19 protein-coding genes are annotated in these 25,015 nt (G+C 65.4%); 4 read left to right on the forward strand and 15 right to left on the reverse strand.

What is annotated here, in order from left to right; all coding sequences use genetic code 11:
* Positions 1-189: 189 nt before the first annotated feature.
* The 3 genes from CK220_RS04880 to CK220_RS04890 all read right to left on the reverse strand — a co-directional run bounded on the left by CK220_RS04880 (position 190) and on the right by CK220_RS04890 (position 4,688).
* Positions 190-2,565 (reverse strand): aldehyde dehydrogenase family protein, encoded by a 2,376-nt coding sequence (locus CK220_RS04880; protein WP_095810455.1) that lies wholly within the window; start codon positions 2,563-2,565, stop codon positions 190-192.
* Between the two features lie 103 nt (positions 2,566-2,668).
* Complete coding sequence (gene deoC, locus CK220_RS04885; RefSeq protein WP_095810727.1) at positions 2,669-3,718, reverse strand: deoxyribose-phosphate aldolase; 1,050 nt, start codon at positions 3,716-3,718, stop codon at positions 2,669-2,671.
* 142 nt (positions 3,719-3,860) lie between these two features.
* Complete coding sequence (locus tag CK220_RS04890) at positions 3,861-4,688, reverse strand: ferredoxin--NADP reductase (RefSeq protein ID WP_095810456.1); 828 nt, start codon at positions 4,686-4,688, stop codon at positions 3,861-3,863.
* Positions 4,689-4,908: 220 nt separating this feature from the next.
* On the opposite strand from CK220_RS04890, the gene CK220_RS04895 reads away from it, so the two are divergent.
* Together CK220_RS04895 and CK220_RS04900 are read left to right on the forward strand one after the other, a co-directional pair.
* Positions 4,909-6,981 (forward strand): hydantoinase/oxoprolinase family protein, encoded by a 2,073-nt coding sequence (locus CK220_RS04895; protein ID WP_095810457.1) that lies wholly within the window; start codon positions 4,909-4,911, stop codon positions 6,979-6,981.
* A gap of 2 nt (positions 6,982-6,983) precedes the next feature.
* The gene (locus CK220_RS04900) at positions 6,984-8,693 is read left to right on the forward strand and encodes a hydantoinase B/oxoprolinase family protein (protein WP_095810458.1); all 1,710 of its coding nucleotides are present in this window, start codon (positions 6,984-6,986) and stop codon (positions 8,691-8,693) included.
* Here the strand turns inward: CK220_RS04900 and CK220_RS04905 are convergent, their stop codons facing one another.
* Genes CK220_RS04905 through CK220_RS04930 form a run of 6 tightly spaced genes read right to left on the reverse strand, consistent with a single transcriptional unit; the run spans position 8,694 to position 15,920 of the window.
* Positions 8,694-9,155 carry a MarR family transcriptional regulator gene (locus CK220_RS04905; RefSeq protein ID WP_095810459.1) on the reverse strand — a complete coding sequence of 154 codons (462 nt, stop codon included), beginning with the start codon at positions 9,153-9,155 and terminating at the stop codon, positions 8,694-8,696.
* Positions 9,152-9,736 (reverse strand): amino acid synthesis family protein, encoded by a 585-nt coding sequence (locus CK220_RS04910; RefSeq protein ID WP_095810460.1) that lies wholly within the window; start codon positions 9,734-9,736, stop codon positions 9,152-9,154. Before CK220_RS04910 ends, CK220_RS04905 begins: the two co-directional genes overlap by 4 nt.
* Positions 9,729-10,610: a hypothetical protein gene (locus CK220_RS04915; protein WP_095810461.1), complete on the reverse strand. Its 882-nt coding sequence runs from the start codon at positions 10,608-10,610 to the stop codon at positions 9,729-9,731. Before CK220_RS04915 ends, CK220_RS04910 begins: the two co-directional genes overlap by 8 nt.
* Positions 10,610-12,151, reverse strand: coding sequence for a 6-hydroxynicotinate reductase (locus tag CK220_RS04920; protein WP_095810462.1), 1,542 nt, complete (start codon positions 12,149-12,151; stop codon positions 10,610-10,612). Before CK220_RS04920 ends, CK220_RS04915 begins: the two co-directional genes overlap by 1 nt.
* Positions 12,148-15,066: a molybdopterin-dependent oxidoreductase gene (locus CK220_RS04925; RefSeq protein WP_095810463.1), complete on the reverse strand. Its 2,919-nt coding sequence runs from the start codon at positions 15,064-15,066 to the stop codon at positions 12,148-12,150. Before CK220_RS04925 ends, CK220_RS04920 begins: the two co-directional genes overlap by 4 nt.
* Positions 15,063-15,920 (reverse strand): xanthine dehydrogenase family protein subunit M, encoded by an 858-nt coding sequence (locus tag CK220_RS04930; protein ID WP_095810464.1) that lies wholly within the window; start codon positions 15,918-15,920, stop codon positions 15,063-15,065. Before CK220_RS04930 ends, CK220_RS04925 begins: the two co-directional genes overlap by 4 nt.
* A 246-nt stretch (positions 15,921-16,166) precedes the next feature.
* Here CK220_RS04930 and pncA point away from each other — a divergent pair, with 246 nt between their 5' ends.
* Both pncA and CK220_RS04940 read left to right on the forward strand, forming a co-directional pair.
* Positions 16,167-16,781, forward strand: coding sequence for a bifunctional nicotinamidase/pyrazinamidase (gene pncA, locus CK220_RS04935; RefSeq protein ID WP_095810728.1), 615 nt, complete (start codon positions 16,167-16,169; stop codon positions 16,779-16,781).
* A gap of 43 nt (positions 16,782-16,824) precedes the next feature.
* Complete coding sequence (locus CK220_RS04940; RefSeq protein WP_095810465.1) at positions 16,825-18,240, forward strand: sodium:proton antiporter; 1,416 nt, start codon at positions 16,825-16,827, stop codon at positions 18,238-18,240.
* Between the two features lie 116 nt (positions 18,241-18,356).
* On the opposite strand, the gene CK220_RS04945 is transcribed toward CK220_RS04940, so the two are convergent.
* From CK220_RS04945 to CK220_RS04975, 6 genes are all read right to left on the reverse strand, one after another.
* The gene (locus CK220_RS04945; RefSeq protein WP_095810466.1) at positions 18,357-19,085 is read right to left on the reverse strand and encodes an ABC transporter ATP-binding protein; all 729 of its coding nucleotides are present in this window, start codon (positions 19,083-19,085) and stop codon (positions 18,357-18,359) included.
* Positions 19,078-19,806, reverse strand: coding sequence for an ABC transporter ATP-binding protein (locus CK220_RS04950; RefSeq protein WP_095810729.1), 729 nt, complete (start codon positions 19,804-19,806; stop codon positions 19,078-19,080). The genes CK220_RS04945 and CK220_RS04950 overlap by 8 nt, the downstream gene beginning before the upstream one ends.
* Positions 19,803-20,765: a branched-chain amino acid ABC transporter permease gene (locus CK220_RS04955; RefSeq protein ID WP_095810467.1), complete on the reverse strand. Its 963-nt coding sequence runs from the start codon at positions 20,763-20,765 to the stop codon at positions 19,803-19,805. Before CK220_RS04955 ends, CK220_RS04950 begins: the two co-directional genes overlap by 4 nt.
* Positions 20,762-21,643: a branched-chain amino acid ABC transporter permease gene (locus tag CK220_RS04960; protein WP_095810468.1), complete on the reverse strand. Its 882-nt coding sequence runs from the start codon at positions 21,641-21,643 to the stop codon at positions 20,762-20,764. Before CK220_RS04960 ends, CK220_RS04955 begins: the two co-directional genes overlap by 4 nt.
* Before the next feature lie 217 nt (positions 21,644-21,860).
* Complete coding sequence (locus CK220_RS04970; protein ID WP_095810469.1) at positions 21,861-23,165, reverse strand: ABC transporter substrate-binding protein; 1,305 nt, start codon at positions 23,163-23,165, stop codon at positions 21,861-21,863.
* Positions 23,166-23,420: 255 nt separating this feature from the next.
* On the reverse strand, positions 23,421-24,869 hold the full coding sequence (locus tag CK220_RS04975) for a hypothetical protein (RefSeq protein ID WP_095810470.1): 1,449 nt from the start codon (positions 24,867-24,869) through the stop codon (positions 23,421-23,423).
* Positions 24,870-25,015: the final 146 nt, after the last annotated feature.

Consider the following 25,015-nt stretch of genomic DNA (forward strand, 5'->3'; position numbering starts at 1 on the left):
GGTATCACAAGCTTTCTTAGTGGCGGCCAGAAGGGATGCAATGTGCCAGGCGAGCCTGTCCCCTGATTGCCATTCCGCAGGCCAATTGTTTTTTCTGGTTAAAGAACACATGACGACGCGTCAAGCCTGGAAGCCTGCGGCAAACGCGCCGATTTGCGGCGCGCATGCCACGTCGGCCCTGGAACGCGCTTAGTCGCCGTAAGGCACCCAGACGTTCTTGACCTCGATGGCGCGGCGCAGGAAGGCCTCGCCAGCCGCCTCGCTCGATGTCCAGTCGAGACTGCGGCCATTGCCGGTCCAGACGCGCTTCAGATTGCCGATAGAATCGGCCTCCGCCTTGGCGCAGGTGTCGGCATCGGCGAACACCCAGAGTCCGTCGACATCGTCGTGCTTGGCCAGAACGCCGCAAAGCTCGGCGCTGCGGCCGGTGACGATGTTGATGGCGCCGGCCGGAATGTCGGAATATTCGATGACCTGATAGAGATCCGTGGCTAAAAGCGGGTGACGCTCGGACGGGACGGCGATCACGGCGTTGCCCATGGCGAGCGCCGGCGCCACCAGCGAGATGAAGCCGAGCAACGGCTGATTGTCCGGCGCAACGATGCCGATGACGCCGACAGGCTCGTGCAGCGCAAGCGTCACGGCGCGGGCCGGCGGCTGGTGGACGCGGCCCTCGAACTTGTCGGTGAGGCCGGCATAGAGGAACAGCCGCTCGATCGATTGTTCGACTTCTTCCCGAGCCGCCTTGGCGGTGACGCCGGTGAGTTGGACAAGGCGGGAGGCAAACTCGTCGGCGCGGCCGGAAAGGTTTTCCGCGAAATAGTAGAGCACCTGGCTGCGGTTAAAGGCCGTCGCATCCGGCCAGGCCTTGCAGGCGCGTGCGGCGGCGACCGCGTCGCGGATATCCTTGCGGTTGCCAAGACCGACTTCGCCCGCAAGCTTGCCCTTGGCGTTGGCGACGGCCAGCGAATAATTGCCGTCCGGGCGCACCTGCTTGCCGCCGATGAACAGCTTTGCCGTGCGGTCGATTGCCGTGCCGTCGGCTTGCTCGACGGGCTGGGCCGAGCCGGCCGCGTCCGGTTTGATCACCGGACCGACCGGCAGTTTTGCCGCTAGATATTCGAACATCCCTTCCCGTCCGCCTTCGCGACCGAAGCCGCTTTCGCGATAACCGCCGAAGCCACAGGCAGCATCGAACATGTTGGTGCCGTTGACCCAGACAACGCCGGCCTTCAATTGCGGCGCGACATGCAAAGCGAGATTGACGTTCTCGCTCCACACCGAAGCTGCAAGGCCGTAACGCGTGTTGTTGGCCAGTTCGATCGCCTCCTCGGTGTTGCGGAAGCTCATGGTCGCCAACACCGGCCCGAACACCTCCTCCTGCGCCAGGATATTAGCCGGCGAAACTGAGGTGGCGAGCGTCGGCAGGTGATAATAGCCCGTCGTCGGCAAGGCAGCGTCCGGCTGCCAGCAAGCGGCGCCCTGCCTGGCACCCTCGGCGATCAGGCCCTTGACGCGGTCGAGCTGCGTGCGGTCGACCAGCGGCCCGATATCGGTGTTCTTATCGAGCGGGCTGCCGACGCGCAGGCGGCTCATCCTGACCTTGACCTTGGCAATGAAGGCTTCCGCAATACCTTCCTGCACCAGCAGCCGCGAGCCGGCGCAGCAGACCTGCCCCTGGTTGAACCAGATGCCGTCGACCAGACCCTCGACGGCGCTGTCGAGGTCGGCATCCTCGAAAACGATGAAGGCCGATTTGCCGCCGAGCTCCAGCGACAGTTTTTTGCCCGATCCGGCCGTCGCCTTGCGGATGATCTTGCCGACCTCGGAGGAACCGGTGAAGGCGATCTTCTGGACGCCGGGATGGTTGACGATCGCAGCCCCCGCCTCCGGTCCGCCCTGGACGATGTTGACCACGCCTTTCGGCACGCCGGCGCGCTCGCAGATTTCGGCGAACAGAATCGCGGTGAGCGGTGTGAATTCGGCCGGCTTCAGCACGACCGTGCAGCCGGCGGCAAGTGCAGGCGCAATCTTCCAGGCCAGCATCAGCAGCGGGAAGTTCCACGGAATGACCTGTCCGACGACGCCGACCGCCTTGTGGTCGGGAAAATCCTTCTCGAGCGTCTGCGCCCAGCCGGCATGATGGATGAAATGGCGGATCGCCAGCGGCACGTCGATGTCGCTGCTCTCGCGGATCGGCTTGCCGTTGTCGATCGATTCCAACACCGCGAACAGGCGCTGATGGCGCTGCATGGCGCGGCCGATGGCATAGAGCACTTTGGCTCTGGCGTAGCCCGAGGATGCCGACCATTTTGGCAGCGCCTTTGCTGCCGCGGCGACCGCGGCGTCGATGTCGCCAGCACCCGCATCCGAGATCTTCGCCAGGACCTTGCCGGACGACGGCTCGCCGGTATCGAAAGTCTTGCCGCTTGCCGCCGCCTTCCACGCGCCGTCGATGAACAGCGCCTTGGAGAAATCGCGGCCGGCGAGCCAGGCATCGGCCTCGTTGCGGGCTTCCGGCGCCGGACCGTATTCCATGGCGTGATAGCGTTCGAGGATGTTCATGGCGCGGCTCCTGAGGGAGATTTTCTTCGAGGAAGGCGTTCCTTCGCGCCCCCCTCTGTCCTGCCGGACATCTCCCCCACAAGGGGAGAGATCGGCTATCGGCTTAAGCCATCGCGTGGCGATGGTTGGCCGAGTAGTGCCCGGTCAGATGATGCTCGAGCTGACGCTCAATGTCGGTGAGCAGGCTGGAGGCGCCGAAGCGGAACAGCTCCGGCTCGAGCCAGGGCCGGCCAAGCTCTTCCTTCATCAGCACCAGCCAGTCGAGCGAGACCTTCGCGGTGGAAATGCCGCCGGCCGGCTTGAAGCCGATCAGATAGCCGGTCTCCTCGAAATAGGCGCGAATGGCGCGCACCATGGCAAGCCCGACGGGAAGCGTGGCGTTGACGCTTTCCTTGCCGGTCGAGGTTTTGATGAAATCGGCGCCCGCCATCATCGCCACCATCGAGGCGAGCATGACGTTGCGCAGGGTGGCGAGATCGCCGGTGCCAAGGATGACCTTGAGATGGGCATCGCCGCAGGCGGCACGCATGGCGACGATCTCGTTGAACAGCTCGCGCCATTTCGCGCCGTAAACCAGCCCGCGCGGGATGACAACGTCGATCTCGTCGGCGCCGTCCTTCACCGAGGCCTCGATCTCCTGCAGGCGCGTCGAGAGCGGCGCAAGGCCGTGCGGGAACGCTGTGGAGACAGCCGCGACATGGATGCCTGTGCCGCGCACGGCATCGACCGCGGTGGCGACGAACGGATGATAGACGCAGACCGCGGCCGGGCGCATGGTTTCGCCGGCGATGCCGAGGCCCTCGACGATATCCCAGCGCAGCGGATTGATCGCCTTGGCGCAGAGCCGGCGCACGCGCTCGTCGGTGTCGTTGGAATTCAGCGTGGTCAGGTCCATGCAGGCGATCGCGCGCAGCAGCCAGGCGGCCTGGTTGTCGGCCTTTATCGAGCGCCGCTTGGTGAGGGTCGCGACGCGGCGCTCCAGCGCCGAGCGGTTGACGCTGCGCACGGATTCGAGGAAGCCGAGGTCCAGCTTCATGCCAGGATTGCGGGCAATGCCGTGCTCAAGCGGCATCGGCGTGTTGGCGGCGGCACGCGCCGGCAGCGGCATGATCTTGGACGCGCCTGCGCCGGCCTCGCGGATGGTGCTGCTCATCTCCTGCCCTTTCATTCAGCGACGTGCACTGAAGATAGCTCGCGAAGCTGTCCTTCACGAGTCCTTCAGTGGCTCATAGCGGAAAAAGGCGGCAAAAGCAGTAGGTTTTTGACCGTATGGTCAAAACACCGGGAGACGCGCCTCAGCCGACGAAGGCGCGCTCGACGACGAAGCTGGCGGGATGGCTGAGCGAGCCCTCCTCGAAGCCGAGGCTTTCGGCGAGCTCCTTGACGTCCTTCAGCATGTGCATCGAGCCGCAGATCATGATGCGGTCGGTCTCGGGGTTGAGCTTGTCGATACCGAGGTCGGAATAGAACTTGCCCGAGCCGATCAGCGCCGTGATACGACCCATGCGCGCCGACTCCTCGCGGGTCGTCGAATTGTAGAGCGTGACGCGGCCGCCGGTGAGTTCGCCGATCAGCGGATCGGTCTCGAGCGCAGCCACCAGTTCCTGGCCGTAGGTGAGCTCGGCATTGTCGCGACAGGTGTGGGTGAGGATCACCTGATCGAACTTCTCATAAGTGTCGGGGTCGCGCAGCAGGCTGGCGAAAGGCGCGATGCCGGTGCCGGTCGAAATCATGAACACGCGCCTGGCAGGCGTCAGCGCGTCCAGCACCAGCGTGCCGGTCGACTTCTGGCGCATGATGACGGTGTCGCCGACCTCGATTTTCTGAAGCTCCGAGGTCAAAGGACCGTCCGGGACCTTGATCGAGAAGAATTCGAGCTCGTCGTCCCAGGCGGGGCTGGCGACGGAATAGGCGCGGAAGATCGGCTTCTCGGCATTGGGCAGACCGATCATGACGAACTCGCCGGAGCGGAAGCGCAGCGACTGCGGGCGGGTGATGCGGAACGAGAACAGGCGGTCGGTGTAATGCTTCACCGATACCACGGTCTCGGCATAGACATTGGCCGGGATCGGGAACTGCAGCGGCTTTGCGCCGGTGAGGTTCAACGCGGATGTCGTGTTCATCAAACCCAACTTTCCGGCGCGGACGCGAGGCGCTGGCGCCAAACTTTCTCCTGCGCGCCCGAACGGTCAGGTTCCGACGTGCTCTCTGCACACTGCCAAGCGGTAAGCTCTTGTGTCCGGAATTTATTAGTATACAAATGATCTTCAGGTCAAGATGGCAGCGTAAAACGGCTTTCCAAACCGAGGCATATCCGTAGTCCTGGCATTTCGGGTTTCGGCGATGAATGAGAAATTTTCGGCGTCGGCGGGAAGCGTGGTTGCCGGCATCGATGTCGGGGGAACCTTCACCGATCTGCTCCTGATCGACGGCAAGGCCGGCGGCAAGGTGCACATCGCCAAGACCCCGACGACGGTGGAAAATCAGGCCTTTGGAGTGGTCGCCGCGCTCGGCGCGACCGGCTTTCCGATCGAGGGCATCGACCTCATCGTGCACGGCACGACGACCACCACCAACGCCGTGCTGGAGCGCCGGCTGGCCAGGACCGGCATGATCACCACGCGCGGCTTCCGCGACGTGATCGAGCTCGGACGGCGCACGCGGCCGCAAGCCTATGGCATGACGGGCACCTTCGTGCCGGTCATTCCGCGCGATCTCCGGTTCGAAGTGTCGGAGCGCGTCGAGGCGTCCGGCGCGGTTCGCCTGCCGCTCGACGAGGCCGAATTGCGCGATGCCGTGAAAAAGCTGCTCGACGCCGGCTGCGAGTCGCTCGTCATCCATTTCCTGCATTCCTACGCCAACCCCTCGCACGAGCGCCGCGCGGCCGAGATCGCGGCGGAGCTCTGGCCGAACGGCCACATCACCACCGGCCATGCGCTGCTTTCGGAGGCGCGCGAATTCGAACGCGGCGTGACGGCGGCGGTCAACGCCTCGGTGCAGCCGATCCTGGAGCGCTATGTCGAGCGGCTGCGCAAGGAACTCGCGGCGAAAGGCTATGCGCGCGACTTCCTGATCATGAACGGCAATGGCGGCATGATCTCGGCCCGCTTCGTCACGCAGGAATCGGCAAAGACCGTCATGTCCGGTCCGGCTTCCGGCGTCATCGCCGCCGCCTACACGGGAAAACGCGCCGGCTTCGGCAACTTGGTGACCTACGATATGGGCGGCACCTCGACCGATGTCGCGCTGATCCGCAACGCCGAGCCCGCCGTCTCGAACGAGATCGAGATCGAATATGCGATGCCGATCCATGTGCCGATGGTGGCGGTGCACACCGTCGGCGCCGGCGGCGGCTCGATCGCGCGCGTCGACGCGGCCGGCCTGATCCAGATCGGCCCGGAAAGCGCCGGCGCCTATCCCGGCCCGATCTGCTACGGGCGCGGCGGCACGGAACCCACCATCACCGATGCCAATCTGGTGCTCGGGCGGCTGGCGCCGAAGAAGCTGCTTGCGGTCGACAATCCGGTCACTGTCGAGCGCGTCACGGCAATCTTCGAGGACAGGATCGGCAGGCACACGGGCCTTTCCGGCGTCGAGGCGGCCGGTGCCATCTTGAGGCTCGGCAACATGAAGATGGCGGGCGCCATCCGCATGGTTTCGGTGTCGCGCGGTCACGACCCGCGGGATTTCGCGCTGTTCGCCTTCGGCGGCGCCGGTCCGCTGCACGCGACGGCGCTCGCCCGCGAACTAGGCCTGCCGAAGGTGGTGGTGCCGGCACGCCCGGGTATCACCAACGCGCTCGGCTGCGTCGTCGCCGACCTGCGGCATGACTTCGTCAATACGGTCAACCAGCCGGTCGCGAGTCTCGACGAAGCCAAGCTTCGCGAGGTGTTGGAACGGCACCGAAACGAAGGCGAGGCACTGATCGGCAAGGAAGCGGTGAAGCCCGACGCGATCCGCGTCACCCACTCCGCCGACATGCAGTTCGTAGGCCAGACGCACATCATCAACGTGCCGCTGCCCTCTTCATCGGTTTCGCGGGCGACGCTGCAGCAACTGTTCGAAAGAGCCTATTTCGCCCGCTTCAAGGTCGAACTGCCGGAGATCCGCGCCAATCTCGTCAACCTCAACACGTCGGTGACCGGCGTGCGGCCCGAGATCGACCTGTCTCAGCTGATCGATCCGGCGGGACGCGCGGCGACGCTTGAGGAGGCGCGGCGCGAGATCCGGCCGATCTGGTACAGCGGGCGCTGGCACGACACGCCGGTCTATGCGCGCGAAAGGCTGCCGCTCGACGCAACAATAGAGGGGCCGGCGATCCTCGAGCAGATGGACGCCACCACCGTGCTTGAGCCCGGCGATCATGCGCGTTCGGACGCCGACGGCAACATCATCATCGAAATCGGCGAGGCCTGACAATGCCAGCGTTGAAAGGGGCAAAGCTCGACACGATCACGCTTTCGGTGCTGCAGGCCGCCTTGCAGCAAGTTTGCGACGAGATGGATTTGACGTTTTCCCGCGCCGCCTTCTCGCCGGTCATCGCCGAGGCCAATGACCGCTCCGACGGCATCTATTCCGCCGTCGACGGGTCGCTGATCGCGCAAGGCAGCCAGGGCCTGCCGGTGTTCGTCGGCGTCATGCAATATTCGACCAAGACGGTGATCGAGATGATCGCCGACGGCCGTTGTCTGGCCCCCGAACCCGGCGACATCTACATCGTCAACGATCCCTATCTCGGCGGCACGCATCTGATGGACGTGCGCTTCGTCATGCCGGTCTACCGCGACGGCAAGATCTTCTGCTGGCTTTCCAACACCGGCCATTGGCCGGATATCGGCGGCTCGGTGCCCGGCGGCTTCTCGGCCTCGGCCACCGCCGTCGAACAGGAAGGTCTGCGGCTGCCGCCGGTGAAGCTGTTCAAGAAGGGCGTGCTCGATCCCGAGATCTACGCCATCATCTGCTCGAACATCCGCGTCGCCGACCAGCGCATCGGCGACATCCGCGCCCAGGCTGCTGCGCTGCTGATCGGTCAGGACAGGCTCAGTGAGATCCTCGATCGTTACGGTGACCAAACCGTAGTCGAAGCGATCGCTGAACTGCGCCGGCGGGCCGCCGAGCAGATGCGCGCTTCGATCGCCGTCATCCCGGACGGCGTCTACCGCTCACAGGCTTTTGTCGATTCAGACGGCGTGGTGAACGAGCCGCTGACCATCAATCTGGCCGTCGAGAAGAAGGGCGACAGCCTGACCTTCGATTTCGCCGGCTCGTCGAAACCTTGCGCCGGCCCAATGAACAGCGTGCTGGCGACGACGCTGTCGTCCGTCTATCTCGCCATGCGCCATATTTTCCCGGAAGTGCCGATCAGCGCCGGCGCGTTCGAGCCGCTGACCGTGAAGCGGCCGGAAGGTACCTTCCTCGACGCCAAATATCCGCGGCCGGTCTCGGGCTGCGCGGCGGAGGTTTCGCAGCGTATTGCGGAGGCCGTGTTCGCGGCGATGGTGCAGGCATTGCCGGAGAAGGTAACGGCAGCTCCCGCCGGTTCCAGCGGCAATTTCGCGCTTGGCGGCAACGATCCGGCGCGCGGCCGCGACTATGTCATGTACCAGATTTCGGGCGGCGGCTACGGCGGCAATGCCGGCCATGACGGCTTGAGCAATGGCTGTTCGACCATCGGCATCTCGAAGTCGCCGCCGGTCGAGATCATGGAGCAGGCCTTTCCGGTGCTCTACCGGCATTACGCGCTGCGCGAAGGCTCCGGCGGGGCCGGCAAGCATCGCGGCGGCTTCGGGCTCGCCTATGAAGTCGAGATCCTGCGCGGTGAAGCCCGCGCGTCCTTCGTCATGGACCACGGCCGTTTCGGGCCGCAGGGCGCGCTGGGCGGCAGGGACGGCGCGCCGAACAGCGTGACCGTGTTCCGGGGCGGCGAAGCGCATGTGCCGCCGCATCTTTCGAAAGAGCAGGATATCGCGCTGAAGGCCGGCGACCGTGTCCGCGTCGGCACTCCCGGCGGTGGCGGCTATGGCGATCCGCGCGAGCGTGATCCGAAACAGATCGCCGAGGATGTCCGGCTCGGCTACTACACGGCCGAGCAGGCGCGGGAGATGTTCGGGGTCGATCCGGAGGTCTGATCAGGCCAGCTTCGCCAGCAGCCGCAGGAAGGTCGCGGCCTCCTTGGCCGTGAGCGGCGCCAGCGTTTCCTCGGTGATGGTGCGGGCAAGCGGGATCAGCCGCTCGATCGCCTCGCGGCCTTCAGCCGTCAGATTGACCAGCAGCCGCCTCTTGTCGACCTCGTGCTTGGAAAGCTCGACCAGCCCGCGCGCCTTCAGCCGGTCGATGACGCCCTTTACGGTCGCGGCGTCCATGGCAATCAGCGTGCCGAGTTGGTTCTGCGAGGTCTCGCCGATGTCGTAGAGCTTGGCCAAAGCCGCGAATTGCGGCGGCGTCAGATCGGCGATGTGCGAGGCGAAGATCGCCACGTGGCGCTGATGCGCCTTGCGCAGGATGAAGCCGACCTGGTCCTGCAGATGGTAGTTGTTCTCGTCCAGCTCGTCGGCCTTGACCAGCCGCAGCAGATTGTCCTCGCCGCTCATCTCAAGCCGTCCCAAGCCTTGATGTCCTCGGCCGCAAGGCCGCCCATGCGGTTGTGGACGCGCGGGCCGCAGGTCATGGCTAGGCAGAACAGGATCTCGTCGGGACGCGGACCGTCGCTGATGCCGACTTCCATGGCGTCGAAGTGGCTGCGCACATAGGCGGCGTTGATGTGGCCGAGCGGCACGTCGAGGCGGGCGCCGAAGGCGCCGACCTTCTTCGCCGACGGCACGATCGCCTTGGCGTCGCCGAGGCGCTCGCGCATGGCATAGCCGCCCGGCACATGCCACAGCGCCCCGTGCTCGAGTTCACCGGCCGCGCCGACGATGGCGCCCTTGCCGTAGCCATCGATCTTCTTCACGTCGCCACCAAGTGCTGCGATCAGCCTGTCGGAAAGCAACAGCCCAAGCGGCTTCAGGTCCTCCATCGCGCCCTGCAGGTCCTCAACATAGCGGCCGGCAAACGGGTTCTTGACCACGGCGAGAGCCGCGGCGCGCAGGCGCGGCTCCTTCGCCGCTGGGCCGCCGTCGTGAAAGATCTCCTCGGTCAGCACCGCGACCTTGCGGATCGGAAAGTCAGGCATGGGCAGTTTCCTTCGCTTTATGCTTGTTGGGCGCGGCGAGCGCCACGGAGCCACTGATGCGGGTTTGGCCGGCAAGGAACAGCGCCGACGCGGCAATCAGGCCGCGCCGGCGAAAATCTTCGGCGACGGCAAGGCCGTTGTCCAGCGCCCGCGCCACCTCGCCGGGTGCGAGCGCGCCGACACCCTGCGTCACCAGCCGATCGCCGAGATCGCTGTCGGGCGAAAGGTCCCGCGCCGGCACGCGATGAACCGCCGGATGCCCAGGCACGTCGACCGCGTTGGCGATAAGGGTCGCCGCGGCGTCCGCCTCGGCGCCGGTCCGCGCCAGCACGGTGACCGCGTCGGCGATGCCCAGCGAAAAGGAGCGGCCGCGCCAGCCGCTGGTGGCGACACCGCGCACGCCGTCTTCGGCGCGGATCGTGATGCGGTCGGCCATGCCGTGCCCGGTGCCGGCGATCGCCAGCGTTATCGTCGCGCCCTTGCCGAGATGAATGGCGCTGTCGCCGCCATTGTTGACGTAGGCGCGCTCGAGCCGGCGTCCGGCGAGAAGCGCGGCCATAATTTCGTCGGCTACCGAACCGGCGACCGCAGCCATCGGCGTGATGAACCTTTCGGACAGGGGCGACACGGCCGCCTCCATGCGCCGCGCCGTCGGGCCTGCAAAAGCGCGCGGCGGCAAAGACGCCGGGCGCCGCAATTCGGGAAGTTCCTCGACCAGTTCGGTCAGGATCGTCTGGAAGCGCGCGACGGCCTGGGCGCAGGCGGCGCGGCATTCAACTGCATCGCCGAAGGCCTCGACGATGAGGTCGATTGGCCCGTGGTTGAGATGAAGCCGCCTGCCGTCGGCCAGCCAATGCGCCTGCGGGCCGTTCATCAGTCGGCCCCATTGGCCGGGGTGCGACGCAATTGCGCCAACGGCGGCCAGGGATTGCCGGCCGGCGCGCCGGCTCTGCTGCGCGGATTGAGGTACTCGCCGCCTTTGGCAAGAATGTCCTCGACGCTGCGGATCTCGCTCTCATAGCCGCCAAGCCGGACGTAGTCGTCGCGGCGCATGGTGAATTCGATCGGCGCGACCAAGGCCGGCGTCGGCACATAGCCGAAAGCGCCTTCCGGCACGCGGGTGACATCGACCATCAGCGTGATGCCGCCGCCCGGCCAGACATAGACCGGCGCGCCGCCGACGGTGACATAGGTCTTCAGGCCTTGCACCGAGCGGGTGAGATTGACCGGGTTTTCGGTGACGCCGGCGCGCAGCGAGCCGCCGGCGCCGCCGATAAAGAGCACGGTGCACAACGCCGGCTCGCAATTGTCCTCGATCAGGCCGACGGATTTCTGCAGCCGCTCCGGGAAGGGTTTTTCGACCGGTTTTAACTCATCGTCCAGCTCGTAATAGGCGAATTGCTCTCCGGTCGTCGAAACCATGAGCAGCGACAGGCCAGGGCGTGCGCCCTTCTTGGCGTTCCAATCGCCCAGGATCGACAGCGGATCGGAGATCGTCGTGCCGCCCCAGCCGAGGCCCGGCTCCGAAACCTTGAAGTACCGTCCGGGCGTCGAGCGGCGGCCGATGATCTTTATCCCGGTATCCTCCCAGCCCAGCACCTTGCCGGCCTGATGTTCCGACACGACGCCGGTGATATGGTCGTCGACCACCACAACCTCGTCGACGAGCCCGCGCCATTGCGTGGCGAACATGCCGATGGTGGCCGAGCCGCAGCCGACGCGCATGCGATGCTCGACCTTGCCGTCGATGACCGGCGCCTTGCCGGCCTCGACAATGACCGTTGCACCGCCATCGATGGTGAGCTCGACCGGCTTCCTGTTGCAGAGGTTGAGCAGCGCGTCGCAAGTCGCGCGGCCTTCAGCCTTGGAGCCGCCGGTCAAGTGATGCACGCCGCCAAGCGACAGCATCTGCGAGCCATACTCGCCCGTCGTGACGTGGCCGATCGCCTCGCCTTCGGAGCGCACGGTCGCCGTCTCGTCGCCGATATGGCGGTCGGTGTCGATCTTCACCTTGACGCCGCAATAGGAGAAGATGCCCTCGGTGACGACGGTGACGAGATCGACACCCTCGACCTCCTGGCTGACGATGAAGGGCGCCGGCTTGTAATCCGGATAGGTGGTGCCGGCGCCGATCGCGGTGACGAAGCGGCGGCCGGTGTTGACCAGTTCGCCGCCCCACTCCTCGCCCTCGGCGACGAATGGCACGACCGCGCCGCCGGTCTCGGCCGCGTGGTCGAGGATGGTCAGCGGGTCCATGCGCACGATGCGGCCGCCGACATTGCCGTAGCGGTCGCAGGCGCCGGTGCGGCCGTCGGCGATGTAGCACATCACCGGACAGGCATCGCAGCGGATCTTTTCCGCCACCTGCTTCTCGCCGGGATCGTGGGTTTCGAAACGTTCGGCAAGCTCGCTCATCGGCGCGCCTCCTTTTCACGGATCGCCGCCAGGATGCGGCTCGGCGTCGCCGGCACTTTGGTGACCAGCACGCCTGTAGCATGGCGGATGGCGTTGAGGATCGCCGGCGCGGTCGGGATCAGCACATGCTCGCCCAAGCCCTTGGCGCCAAAGGGTCCTTCCGGATCCGGAACCTCGACCAATAGGTGCTCGACCGGCGGCACGTCGCCGATGGTCGGGATGAGATAGTCATGCAGATTTTCGGTGCGGCCGGGGATGTATTCCTCCATCAGCGCCATGCCGATGCCCTGCGCGATGCCGCCCTCGACCTGGCCCTCGACCAGCACCGGGTTGATCGCCTTGCCGACATCATGCGCTGCGGTGATCTTGAGCAGCTTCACCGTGCCCAGCTTGAGATCGACCTCGAGCTCGGCGATCTGCGCGCCATAGCCGTAGACTGCATAGGGCTTGCCCTGGCCGTTGGCGTCGAGCGGCAGCGTCGGCGGGTCGTAGGTCTCTTCGGCGACGAACACCAAGCCGTCGGCATCGATCTTCAGTGTTGACAGATCGATGCGCCGCGTCGCGTCCCCCTCGCCGATTGAGATGCTTGCGCCGTCAAGCGCGATCGTCGCCTTCTCCGAAACATTGGCGAAGCGCAGGATTTTTTCGCGCAGCGCGCGGCCTGCCTTCTCCGCCGCCTTGCCAGTCACAAAAGTCTGGCGCGACGCGGATGTTTTGCCGGCGTCGGGTGTGATGGCGGTGTCGGCGCTCTTCAGCCGGAATTTCTCGAGCGAGAGGCCGAGCGCGTCGGCGCATATCTGGGTGATGACCGTGTTCGAGCCTTGGCCGATGTCGACGGCGCCCTGGTGGAGCACGACATCTCCAGAGGCCGAGATGCCGACCTTGATCGTCGAAGGATTGGGCAGCGAAGTATTGCCGCAGCCATACCAGCAGGAGGCGACGCCCACGCCACGCTTGCTTGCCGTGTTGGTGGCGTTGAAGGCTTCCGCCTCGCCAAGCGCGCGAGCCCAATGAGGTTGAAGCGACGCCAGGCATTCAGCGATGCCGACGCCCGACTCGAGCCGTTGGCCAGTGACCGTTTCGCACCCGTTGCGGAGGCAGTTCTTCAACCGGAAGTCAAGGCGATCCGTGCCCAGCTTGCCGGCGAGCTCGTCATAGAGCGTTTCCTGCATGATGGTCGCCTGCGGCACGCCGAAGCCGCGGAAGGCGCCGGCGATCGGGCCGTTGGTATGGATGGCCCTGCCCGTCGCCCGAAAGTTCGGCGTCAGATAGGGGCCAGAGGCGTGCACCGGCACGCGGTTGGCGACCGTCGGACCCCAGCTTGCATAGGCGCCAGTGTTGAAGTCGCCCTCAAAGATCATGCCGGTGACGCGGCCCTCGGAATCGGCACCGATGGTCGCCTTCATCTCGGCCGGATGGCGCTTGGTGGTCGACATCATGGATTCGTTGCGCGTGTAGGCGAGTGCCGCCGGCCTGCCGGTCTTCATCGCAACAAGGCCGATCAGAGGCTGCAGCGAGACATCGAGTTTCGAGCCGAAGCCGCCGCCGGTGGCGGTCGGCACGATGCGCACCTTTTCGACCGGAAGGCCAAGCACCTTGGCCGTGTCGTCACGGTCCATGTAAGGCGCCTGCGTGCAGGCGACGACGACGAGCGTGTCGCCATCCATGTAAGCGAAGCCCGCTTCTGGCTCGATATAGGCATGCTCGACGAAAGAAGTCTCGATGGTGCCGGAGACGGTGACAGCAGCGATGGCAAGTGCACTCTCGGGATCGCCACGCTCGACATAGCCGGAGGTGAGCAGGTTCGCCGGACGATGCCGGTGGATCAGGAGTGCGCCCTCGGCTTTCGCCTCGCAGGGCTGCAGCACATGCGGCCGCTCCGTCCAGGCGATCGGAAAATCCGTGAGGTCGAGATCGACGATGGCCTCGCGCTCGCCCGCTACCAGCGCCACCGCCTCGCCGCGCAGGCGCGCGAAACCTTCGGCGAGAGCCGGCTGATCGGCAAAGGGGCCGATGACCCCGAAGCAGTTCTTGCCCGGAATGTCGGCGGCGGTGAAGACGCCCGCAATGCCGGGATGCGCTGCGGCCCATGCGTCGAGATCCCCGAAGCTGAAACCGGCGTGATAATAGGGCGAGCGGACGACCAGCACGGACAGCGCATCGTGCGGAAAGGAGTCGCCGCCGAATTTTTCGTCGCCGGTAACCTTCGGCACGCCGTCGAGCCGGATCGGCGACGCGCCGACGGCGTGGCCGACCTCCGGCAAGCGGTAGTCGAGATTGCTGGTAATTCCGTAAAGCTGGCGCTGCCCCTCACCCTCACCCTCTCCCCGTGAAGAACGGGGAGAGGGGGTCGCCAGCGTTGGAGCTTGTCCCTTCTCCCCATCACTATACGGGGAGAAGGTGCCGGCAGGCGGATGAGGGGCGGCGCCGACCTTCGAAGGTTCGCTCACGCGCCGTGCAGCATCCATCACCGCGGCAATGATCTTGCGGTACCCCGTGCAGCGGCAGAGCACGCCGCCGAGCGCATCCTGCGTCTCGGCCTCGCTCGGTGTTGGGTTGCGCTCCAGAAGCGCGGTAGCCGCCACCAGCAGGCCCGGCGTGCAGATGCCGCATTGCGCGGCGCCGTGTTCGAGGAAGGACGCCTGCAAGGCCGACAGGCTGCCATTGGCGAGACCCTCGACCGTGGTGACGGAAGCGCCGGAGACGGAGGCCGCCGGCACCAGGCAGGCGCAGACGGGATTGCCGTCGACCAGCACGGTGCAGGCGCCGCAATCGCCGGCATCGCAGCCGACCTTGGTGCCGGTCAGCCGCAACTCGTCCCGCAAAACCTGCGACAACCGCCTGACCGGCGGCACCGACACGCTGACAGCTTTGCCGTTGACCTCAAAGGCAATGGCGGTGCGCTCCATGGTCATGCGGCCACCTTGCCGTCGCCAGGGCCAGTCGCAGCGCGCACTGCGCGGACAACGATCTCGCGCGCCGCATGCTCCCGATATTCGGCGCTGCCGCGCACATCGGCAATCGGCGACAGCTCGTCGATCGGCGCAGACAGCACCGCATCGGCGAGCGCGCCGGTGACCGGCTGGCCGCGCAGGGCCGCCTCGACGCCCCTGAGGCGGCGGGCGACGGCGGAGCAGGCGCCGACAGCGATAGCAGCATCGGCGACCACGCCATCTTCGATCACCAGACGCGCCGCAGCCATGGCAATTGAGATGACGAGATAGCGCCGCGCGCCAAGCTTGACGAAGACGGACGTGCCGACAGCCGAACGTCTCGGCACACGAATGGCGGTAACCATCTCGCCTGGTTGGCGCGCCGTGCGGCGATTGCCGAGAATGAACCCGCCAAGCGGCAGGTAGCGCGTGGCTTTCGCCGACCGCAATTCGACATCGGCATCGAGCACCTGCAGCGCCGGCACGCCATCGGCGGCGGGCGAGGCATTGCAGAGATTACCGGCGACCGACGCGACGTTCTGGATCTGGACCGAGCCGACTTCGCGCGCGGCCGCCTTAAGCGCATCGAACGCCGCAGGCAGCTTGTGGCGCACGACGTCGGTCCAGGTGGTGCGGGCGCCGATCCACCAATGATCGTCCGTCTCGGCGATGCCGCGCAGCGCGGCGAGACCATTGATGTCGAGAATGTTGTCGCGGAAAGGTTTCGCTCCCTGCGCCGGATAGAAATCGGTGCCGCCGGCCAGAATGCGCCAGCGGTCCTCGCCAAGCAGAGCGAGCGCCTCGTCGACCGTGGTGGGTTTCGCGTAGCGGATCACGCTTGCCTTCCCAGAAAGGAGCCTTTCCGAGGGAATCTGCCGCCGTCCCAGTCAGGCAAATTCATTCGTATGCAAATGATATCAACTTCGCCACGATTGTCAAAGCGAAGTGGTCGGCCAGGTCTGTCACAAACCGACCGCCACGGCTTTGTTATGCCTGTGGAGGTTGACGCCGCCGGCCATCTGGTCAAGGTTCCGTCTCCGGTCGCGTCAACTGGAGCCCAGCCGAGAAAGAAGGGAGGCCGCATGGCCGACGAAGCGCTCATCGTCATCGACCTGCAGAACGACTTTTGCCCCGGCGGCGCGCTGGCGGTGGCCGGCGGCGACGAGATCGTGCCGCTGGTCAACGACCTGATCCGGCGGACCGATCACGTGATCCTGACGCAGGACTGGCATCCGGCCGGCCATTCGAGTTTCGCTTCCAGCCATCCAGGCAAGCAGCCCTTCGAGGCGATCGAGATGCCCTACGGGCCGCAGACGCTTTGGCCGGATCACTGCATCCAGGGCAGCCTTGGGTCCGATTTCCATTCCGGGCTCGCCTGGACCAAAGCGGAACTGGTCATCCGCAAGGGTTTCCGCTCCGCGATCGACTCTTATTCGGCTTTCTTTGAGAACGACCACACAACCCCAACCGGCCTTGCCGGCTATCTCAAGGAGCGCGGCATCGACACCATTACCTTGGTCGGCCTGGCCACAGATTTCTGCGTCGCCTTCTCGGCGCTCGATGCCGCCAAGCAAGGCTTCAAGACGACGGTGCGACTGGATGCCTGCCGCGGCATCGATCTCAACGGCTCGGTCGGCACGATGCTGAAACGGATGCGCGAGGCCGGGGTGACGCTCGAAGATCACCTTTCGGACTGACCGCGCCGTGAAGCATCGAGGGGGCTTTGCGACATTGGCGAAGATGTTGGCGGCGACCATGACGGCCGCACTCCTTCTCGCCTTTCCACAACCGGTTTTCGCAGCCGAGGCGCACGAGCTGCCCGGCGCGGCGATGTCGCTCTGGTGGGCGCTGCCCTTTGCCGGCCTGTTGCTGTCGATCGCGACCGGACCGCTGCTGTTTCATCATGTCTGGGAGCATCATTACGGCAAGATCGCCGCCGCTTGGGCGGCACTTGCAGCGGTTCCGCTGGCGATCGCTTTCGGCATGCCGGCGGCAAGCGAGGCGGTGCTGCACACGCTGCTCACAGAATATCTCTCCTTCATCATCCTTTTGTTTGCGCTGTTCACGATTTCGGGCGGCATCCTGGTCGCCGGCAACATCCATGGCACCCCGTTGGTCAATGCCGGCCTGCTGCTGATCGGCGCAATCCTCGCCTCGGTCATCGGCACGACCGGCGCCTCGATGATCCTGATCCGACCGGTCCTGCGCGCCAATGACAACCGCTCGTTCAACGCGCATGTGGTGGTCTTCTTCATCTTCCTGGTTTCGAACATCGGCGGCTCGCTGACCCCGCTCGGCGACCCGCCGCTGTTCGTCGGATTCCTGCGCGGGGTCGACTTCTTCTGGACGACCGCGAACCTCTGGCAAGAGACCTTGTTCACCGGCGGGCTGGTGCTCATCATCTTCCTGGCGCTCGACATCGTGCTGCATCGCCGCGAGGGCGGCTTGCCGAAGATCAAGGACCCGACACCGGAGACGAAGGTGCGCCTGCGGGGCCTCGCCAACCTGCCGCTGCTGGCCGGCGTGATCGGTGCGATCCTGCTTTCCGCCAGCTGGAAGCCGGGCATCAGCATCCCGGTCCTCGGCGTCGGCCTGGAGCTGCAGAACCTGGTGCGCGACGCGATCATCCTGGCACTAGCCTTTCTGTCGCTCAAAGTCTCCTACAAGAGCCACAGGGAAGCGAACGGCTTCAGTTGGGGGCCCATCGCCGAGGTGGCGAAATTGTTTGCCGGCATCTTCATCTGCATCGTGCCGGTTATCGCCATCCTGAGAGCCGGGCACGATGGCGCGCTGGCGCCGCTGGTCTCGCTGGTCACCTCGGCCGACGGCCAGCCCGACGATCTCGCCTATTTCTGGCTGACCGGAGCCCTGTCGTCCTTTCTCGACAACGCGCCGACCTATCTGGTGTTCTTCGAGCTCGCCGGCGGCGATGCGCACCACTTGATGACCGAAGCCGCCTCGACGCTCGCCGCGATCTCGGCCGGCGCCGTGTTCATGGGCGCCAACACTTATATCGGCAATGCGCCAAACTTCATGGTCTTTGCCATCGCCAGGCATCGCGGCTTCAAGATGCCGGGCTTCTTCGGCTACATGGCGTGGTCGGGCTTGGTGCTGATCCCGACGTTTTGGATCGCGGGGTTTTTGTTTTTCAGCTGAAGCGGTGCAGAGCTTTACCTTCCCTTGTGGGGAGGTCGGGCCGAAGGTCCGGGTGGGGGTCGGCGCCAGCCCCGCCCCGCTGCCTCGCGACCCTCCCCACAAGGGAGGGGTAGTCCTCAGCCCACGCCCACATACCTCCGCACCGCGGAGGGGTCGGCGCGCAGTTCCTCGACATCGACCGTCTCCCGGTTGCGGCCGTTCTCGATGAATGAGATGCGGTCGGCGACCGACAGCACGGCGTCGACGCGCTGCTCGACCAGGATCGTCGAGACGCCCAGATCACGCAGCTTCGCCACCGTCTCGCGGATCTTGGCGATCATCGACGGCATCAGCCCTTCGGTCGGCTCGTCGAGCAGAAGCACCTGCGGCTCGAGACAGAGCGCGCGCGCCATGGCAAGCATCTGCTGCTCGCCTCCGGAAAGCGTGCCGGAGCGTTGCTTCAAGCGCTCTCGCAGCAGCGGGAAAAGGTCGAGGACGCGTTCCCGCGTCGCCTTGCCCTTGCCGCGGGCCATCAGGCCGATCTCGACGTTTTCCGCCACCGTCATGTCGGCGAATAATCGTCGGCCCTGCGGCACATAAGCGACGCCCGTCTTGGGCACGTCATGCGCGGCCAGCCCAGTCAGCTCCTTGCCGGCCAGTCTGATCGAACCGGCAGCGGCCGGAACCAGCCCCATGATCGCCTTCAGCGTCGTCGTCTTGCCGGCGCCGTTGCGGCCGAACAGGCAAAGCACTTCGCCCTTGTTGAGGACAAGGTCGAGCCCGTAGAGCACCTGCACCTCGCCGTAAAAACAGTCGAGGCCGGAAATGGCGAGCAGCCCGCTCTTGGTGCTGGGCAGATCAGCCATGGGTCGCTCCGAGATAGGCATCCTGCACCTCGGCATTGGTGCGGATCTGCTCGGGCGTGCCCTCAGCGAGAATCTTTCCCGAATTGAAGACGGTGATGCGGTCGGCAAGCTGCATGACCACCGGCATGTTGTGCTCGATGAGCAGCACGGTGGCGTGCTTGGCGATCTCGCGCACCAGTAGGACGAAATTGTCGATCTCGCTGTCGGCCAGCCCTTGCGTCGGCTCATCGAGGATCAGCAGGCGCGGCCTCAGCGCCAGGCCCATCGCCACCTCCAGCAGGCGCTGGTGGCCGTAGGAAAGCTGGCCGGCCGGCGTACCGGCGCGGTCGGCGAGGCCGGTGCGCTCCAGCGCCGCCATGACGCCGCTCCTCACCTGCCCCTTCGAACGGCCGTCGGTCAGCGTGCGCTGCACCGGCAGCGCGACATTGTCGTAGGCCGTGAGATTGGCGAAGACGCTGGTGATCTGGAAGGTGTAGGCAACGCCGAGGCGGACCCTTTTGTAAGCCGGCATGGTCGTTATGTCGGCGCCGTCGAAGACGATCATGCCGGAGGACGGCTGGATGCGGCCGCTGAGCAGGCTGACGAACGTGGTCTTACCGGCGCCGTTGGGGCCGATGATGGCGCGGATCTCGCCCGGCATCAGCGCGAAGTCGACGCCGTCGACGGCGCGCAAGCCGCCAAAACGGCGCGAAAGATCCTTGGTGGTGAGCAGCGGCATCACGGCAGCCATCCGAGCCAGCGCTGGCGGACGCTGCCCAGAACGCCCTTCGGGAAGAAGAGCACCAGCAGGATCAGCGCCACGCCGACGATCAAAAGATAGGCGGAGGTGAAGCCGCTGGTGATGTCGGTGACATAATACATGAACAGCGTGCCGATAAGCGGCCCGAGGATGGTCGCGGCGCCGCCGAGCAGCACCCAGAGCAGTGGCAGGATCGAATACTGCACCGAAGCGAAGCTCGATCCAATATAGCCGAACAGCAGCGCATAAGCCGCACCGGACGCGGCGCAGATGGCGCCTGAGGCAATGACGGCGGCGAGCTTGTTGGCGACCGTGTCGTAGCCCAGCATCTTCGTGCGCTCCTCATTCTCGCGAATGGCGACCAGCACGCGGCCGAAGCGGGAGCGAACGACGGCAAGCGTGATGAGCAGCACGACCGAGAACAGCGCCAGAGCGCTCATGTAGCGCACAGTCGGATTGGTCAAGTCGAGGGATGCGCCGCCGATCGTGATGATTCTCGACGACTGCTGGATGACCAGGCCCTGGTCGCCGCCGGTCCAGGCGGCGAAATAGAGGATGAGCAGATAGAAGACCTGCGCGAACATCATGGTGACGATCATGAACGCCACACCCGATGTGCGCAGCGCGAGCAGGCCGATGGCCAAGGCAAACAGGGCGCCGCAGGCAACCCCGGCGACGAAGGCTTCGGGCACACCCCAGCCGAGGTGGTAGACGGTGAGTCCCGCGCCATAGAGGCCGGCCGAGAAGAACATGGCGTGACCGAGGCTGAGCAGCCCGACATAGCCGAAGAGCAGATTGTAGCCCATGGCGAAGACGGCGAGCGCCATGATGCGGGCGAAGAGGCCCTGATGATAATCGGGCAGGACGAAGTTCAGCGCGAACAGGAGCGCGATGACGCCGAGATGCAGCGCGTAGGTCTTTGCCGGCGAAGCATCCTTCATCGCGGCGTCGTCCCAAACAGGCCTTGCGGCCGGAACACCAGCACCATGGCGACCACCAGCGTGGCGATGATCTTGGCCAAGGTCGGCGAGAAGAACACCGAGACGATGCCGTCGGAGAGGCCGATCAGAATGGCGGCAACCACGGTGCCGCGCAGCGAGCCGAGCCCGCCGATGATGACGACGATGAAGGACAACAGCAGCGGATCCTGCCCCATCAGGTAATGCGCCTGGCTGATCGGCACGATCAGCACCGCCGCGATTGCCGCCAGCATGGCGCCGATGGCGAACACGCCGGCATAGACGCGCTCGACAGGGATGCCGAAGGCCTGCGCCGTCTCGCGGTCATACTGGGTGGCGCGCATGATCAGGCCGATTTTCGTCCGTGTGAGCACCAGCCAGGTGATCACCAGCAGAACGGCGGAGGCGGCAATGACCGACAGCTTGTAGCCTGAATAGCCGAACCACGGCAGCAGGATGCGGTAATTGAAGGGCGGCTCGACCGGGCGCGCCTCCGGACCGTAGAAAGTCAGCGCCAGCTGCTGGATGATGTAGAGCATGCCGATGGTGGCGACGATGGTGCCTTCGGGATTGTAGTTCAGCCGGCGCAGCACCAGCCATTCGGCAAGAAACGCGACCAGCCCGACCAGCAAGGGCGCAATCACCAGCGCGGCGACGAAGCCGATAGCGGGATGGCCGGAAATTGCCGTCGAGATCGCCCAGGCAAGCACCGCTCCCAGCATGAAGAACTCGCCATGCGCGACATTGACGATGCGCATGACGCCGAACACCAGCGACAGGCCAAGCGCCGTCAGCGCCAGCACGGCGGAGGTGACGAGGCCTTCCAGGGCGGCGAGCAGGAGATGGGGTCCGAAGTGCATGGCCTAGATACCGGCGGATGCGCGAGGCACCCTCCTCTGCCCTGCCGGGCACCTCCCCCTCAAGGGGGGAGATTGGATTTCACCTAACGCTTCGCCAATCACCAAGGTCGCCAGATGGCCGCCATCGCACGAACTGCCAATCTCCCCCCTCGAGGGGGAGATGTCCGGCAGGACAGAGGGGGGTGGCTTGACGCTCACGCTCGGCGAAACGTCAGCGTCACAGCGCCTGCGTGGTGTAATCCCCTTCCGGCTCGTAGAGGCCGTCCTCGATCTTGGTCTTGTGGACGACCTTCAACTTGCCGCCTTCGACCTTGGAGATGTTCTGGATGCCGAAGCACTGGTGGATCTTGCCGTTAAAGGTTTTCGGACCCTGCGGATGCTCCGGCCCTTCGGCGAATTCCTTCAGCGCTTCGGTTGCCTCGACCAGCTTGGCGCGGTCTTCAGGCCCCTTATAGCCGGCATCCTCCATCGCCTTCTTGACGACATAGAGCGTCTCCCAGCAGCCGAACATGTGGGCAGCGGTGGAGACGTCCTTGGGGTCGCCGACGGCGGCGCCATTGTCGTCAATGCCGACGGCGGCGCGATAGGCCTTCTGCGCGGCGGAATCATCGGGCTGGGCGTAGCGCGGCGAGCCTTCCCAGAAATGGCTGCCGTCGAGGAATTCGAGGCCCGGGCTGTTGATGTCGACGGCTTCGAGGGAGTCGATGAAGCCGAAGAGCTGCGGCCTTTGCGAGCCGTAGAACTCGCCGAGTTCCTTGACGAAGGTGAGCACGGCCGGACCGACCATGACGTGGTAGATCACCTCGGTCTCGGCCGGGATCTGCGGGAAGTATTTGGTGAAGGACGACTCCGTCGGCGGGATGGCGATCTGCGCGATAACCTCAGCGCCTTGCGCCTTCAGCGCCGCCGGCAGGTAGTCGCGATGGTCGTAGCCGAAGGCGAAGTCGGGGAAGATCTGCGTCACCTTCTTGCCGGCATTCGCCGCGATCCACGGCGCCATCGACTGGATCTGGCTCTTCACGTCGGTGATGCCGGGCTGGAAGACGTAGCGGTTGAGCTTCGTCGAGGCGACGTGGTGGCCTTCGCTGACCACGAAATAGGGAATCTTGTTTTCGCCGGCAGCGGGCGCCGAGCCGATCACCACATGCGAGAACAGCGTGCCGAAGACGATGTCGGTCTTATGCTGCTTGGCGAACTTGCCGACCACCTCGGCGCCGCGGGCGGGATCGGTGCCGTCATCTTCGATCACCAGCTCGACCTTGCGGCCGCCGATGCCGCCGGCATCGTTGATCGCCTTGACGGCGGCAGCGCTCGTCTTCTCGTACCAGCGGCCGTAGGCGGCGCCGATGCCGGTGCGGTGCGACTGGAAGCCGATCTTGATCGGAGCCGAGCTCTGCGCCTGGCTGTAGCGAACGAAGCCGGGCGCGAGCGCCAGGCCGGCGCCGGCGGCGATGCCTCTCAGCGCGGTGCGGCGGGAAAGCGTGCTTTTGGAGAGGTCGAAAAATCCGTTCTTGTCAGCCATGTCCGTTCCCCTGTTTTCAGTTTTTTGACCAGCGATAGGGCGGCTCGATCCTCCGCGCTCGGAGGACGCGAAAATTGCATGTGTACAAACTAAATCACCAAAGCCGTGACGTGGCAAGCGAGCTTCCACTCCAGCGCCGCGCGTCCTCTTGGACGCGCAACGGACGCTGGAGCACTTTGATTTTGCGCATGATCCTTTCCGAAAATCGAACCCGATTTTCCGGGTCATGCGCGCGTCATGACGGCGGCCCTTGTCTCATCCCGCCGTCGGCGTGGCAAGCAGCCATAGGCCGAATATCGTGTAGGCGATCATCAGAAGCGTCAGCGGCAGCTGGCTGAGCGCCGCGCGCGACGGCTGCGGGTGGATTCGCCAGGCAAGGCCATGTGCGATCAGGACCGCCAGCACATGGCCGGCGATGATGACGCCGGCCTGCAGATTCCACAGCCACCAGGCCGACTCGGCGCCGGCGACCACGCCCGCCTCGACCATCCTGTCGGCGGTGCCGAACAGGTTCCAGCCGAGAGCGAACGGATCGGACAAGGCGACCAGCGCGTATTGGCCGTCGACGAGCAGCGCCGTGAGGTAGTGCGCGATGTGGTAGGCGAGCGCGATCGGCACGATCGACCAAACCAGGAGGCCGGCGGCTTTCTCGAACGGTTGCCGGTCGCCGGCAAGGCGCTGGCCGAGTGAAACGGCAAGCGCGAACAGGGCCGCCAACAAGATGAATGACAGCACCAAGCCAAAGCTGCCGATGCCGATCAACGCGGTGCGGCCGGGAAATTCCAGTGGATTGACGCCGAACAGACCGAGCCAGAAGAAAGTTCTGGAAAGACCGTCGAAGGATACGGACGACAGCGCCAGCAGCAGGAACGCCGTGCCGCTTGCCGGCAATGGCTCGGCCGCCAGCAGCTTCACCCCCGGCCAGCCGAGGTCGAGCCGGCCTTTCTCGCGCTGCAAAGGCGCGAAGCGGGCGACCATGGAGAAGAAGACGGTCAGGAATTCGCCGCGCCGACTCCAGTTTTCGTAGCCGAAGACGAGTATGGCGGCGAAGCTGAACAGCCAATAGATGGCGGCGGCGAAGGCCAGGCGCGACGGATCGTCGGGCGCGGGGTCGATGAGCTCGAACCAGGCGAAGGTGAAGAACAGGACGAAAGCCGGCCAGTAGCCGAGCCACTTGGGAAGGCGCGATGGCTCGGTTTCGCGAAGGCTGAAGACGCGAAATGCAACGCGCCAGGGGCCGTACCACGGGTTGAGCCAGGACCAGAGATCGCCGAGCACGCCCTGAAGCAGCGTGAAACCGGCCCACAGCAGCGTCCAGATGACCAGCGGCAAGGGGTTGGAGAGTGGATCACGGCTGCCGAACAGGCCGGTGGCGACGAGAAGCACGCAGCCGGCAAAGGAAAGCAAGCTGAGGACGGTCCGCGGGTGGTCTTTGACGGTGAACAAAGAAAGGCGTCGGCGCCATAAGCGGTCAAGAGCTGCGGGCGGCAGCAGCGCCAGCGTCAGAAAGCTGAAAGCCACCGCAAGCGCGCCACCAGCGATGTAGTAGCCCGTTGGAAGAAGCAGGACATGGCCGCGGTCAGAGGCGTGGGCGAAGGCGGGGGTGGGGAGGAGAATTGTCAGGACGCAGACGAGAGCGCCCTTCGAAAGAGAATTTCCGCCAACGCCGTGTTCTTTCACACCCCCCTCTGTCCTGCCGGACATCTCCCCCGCAAGGGGGGAGATCAGCGGCTCGCGCGAAGGGTGCTTGTCCTGCAACGTCGAAGATTGGCGAAAGCGGTGGCGACAGCCAATCTCCCCCCTTGCGGGGGAGATGTCCGGCAGGACAGAGGGGGGTGGGCGGGAACTCG

Source organism: Mesorhizobium sp. WSM3860 (assembly GCF_002294995.1).
Classification (GTDB): domain Bacteria; phylum Pseudomonadota; class Alphaproteobacteria; order Rhizobiales; family Rhizobiaceae; genus Mesorhizobium.

Bases quoted from the DNA above. Each gene is read 5' to 3' on its own strand.
- CK220_RS04880 (WP_095810455.1), bottom strand. From the start codon at position 2,565: ATGAACATCCTCGAACGCTATCACGCCATGGAATACGGTCCGGCGCCG.
- deoC (WP_095810727.1), bottom strand. From the start codon at position 3,718: ATGAGCAGCACCATCCGCGAGGCCGGCGCAGGCGCGTCCAAGATCATG.
- CK220_RS04890 (WP_095810456.1), bottom strand. From the start codon at position 4,688: ATGAACACGACATCCGCGTTGAACCTCACCGGCGCAAAGCCGCTGCAG.
- CK220_RS04895 (WP_095810457.1), top strand. From the start codon at position 4,909: ATGAATGAGAAATTTTCGGCGTCGGCGGGAAGCGTGGTTGCCGGCATC.
- CK220_RS04900 (WP_095810458.1), top strand. From the start codon at position 6,984: ATGCCAGCGTTGAAAGGGGCAAAGCTCGACACGATCACGCTTTCGGTG.
- CK220_RS04905 (WP_095810459.1), bottom strand. From the start codon at position 9,155: ATGAGCGGCGAGGACAATCTGCTGCGGCTGGTCAAGGCCGACGAGCTG.
- CK220_RS04910 (WP_095810460.1), bottom strand. From the start codon at position 9,736: ATGCCTGACTTTCCGATCCGCAAGGTCGCGGTGCTGACCGAGGAGATC.
- CK220_RS04915 (WP_095810461.1), bottom strand. From the start codon at position 10,610: ATGAACGGCCCGCAGGCGCATTGGCTGGCCGACGGCAGGCGGCTTCAT.
- CK220_RS04920 (WP_095810462.1), bottom strand. From the start codon at position 12,151: ATGAGCGAGCTTGCCGAACGTTTCGAAACCCACGATCCCGGCGAGAAG.
- CK220_RS04925 (WP_095810463.1), bottom strand. From the start codon at position 15,066: ATGACCATGGAGCGCACCGCCATTGCCTTTGAGGTCAACGGCAAAGCT.
- pncA (WP_095810728.1), top strand. From the start codon at position 16,167: ATGGCCGACGAAGCGCTCATCGTCATCGACCTGCAGAACGACTTTTGC.
- CK220_RS04940 (WP_095810465.1), top strand. From the start codon at position 16,825: ATGTTGGCGGCGACCATGACGGCCGCACTCCTTCTCGCCTTTCCACAA.
- CK220_RS04945 (WP_095810466.1), bottom strand. From the start codon at position 19,085: ATGGCTGATCTGCCCAGCACCAAGAGCGGGCTGCTCGCCATTTCCGGC.
- CK220_RS04955 (WP_095810467.1), bottom strand. From the start codon at position 20,765: ATGAAGGATGCTTCGCCGGCAAAGACCTACGCGCTGCATCTCGGCGTC.
- CK220_RS04960 (WP_095810468.1), bottom strand. From the start codon at position 21,643: ATGCACTTCGGACCCCATCTCCTGCTCGCCGCCCTGGAAGGCCTCGTC.
- CK220_RS04970 (WP_095810469.1), bottom strand. From the start codon at position 23,165: ATGGCTGACAAGAACGGATTTTTCGACCTCTCCAAAAGCACGCTTTCC.
- CK220_RS04975 (WP_095810470.1), bottom strand. From the start codon at position 24,869: ATGTCCGGCAGGACAGAGGGGGGTGTGAAAGAACACGGCGTTGGCGGA.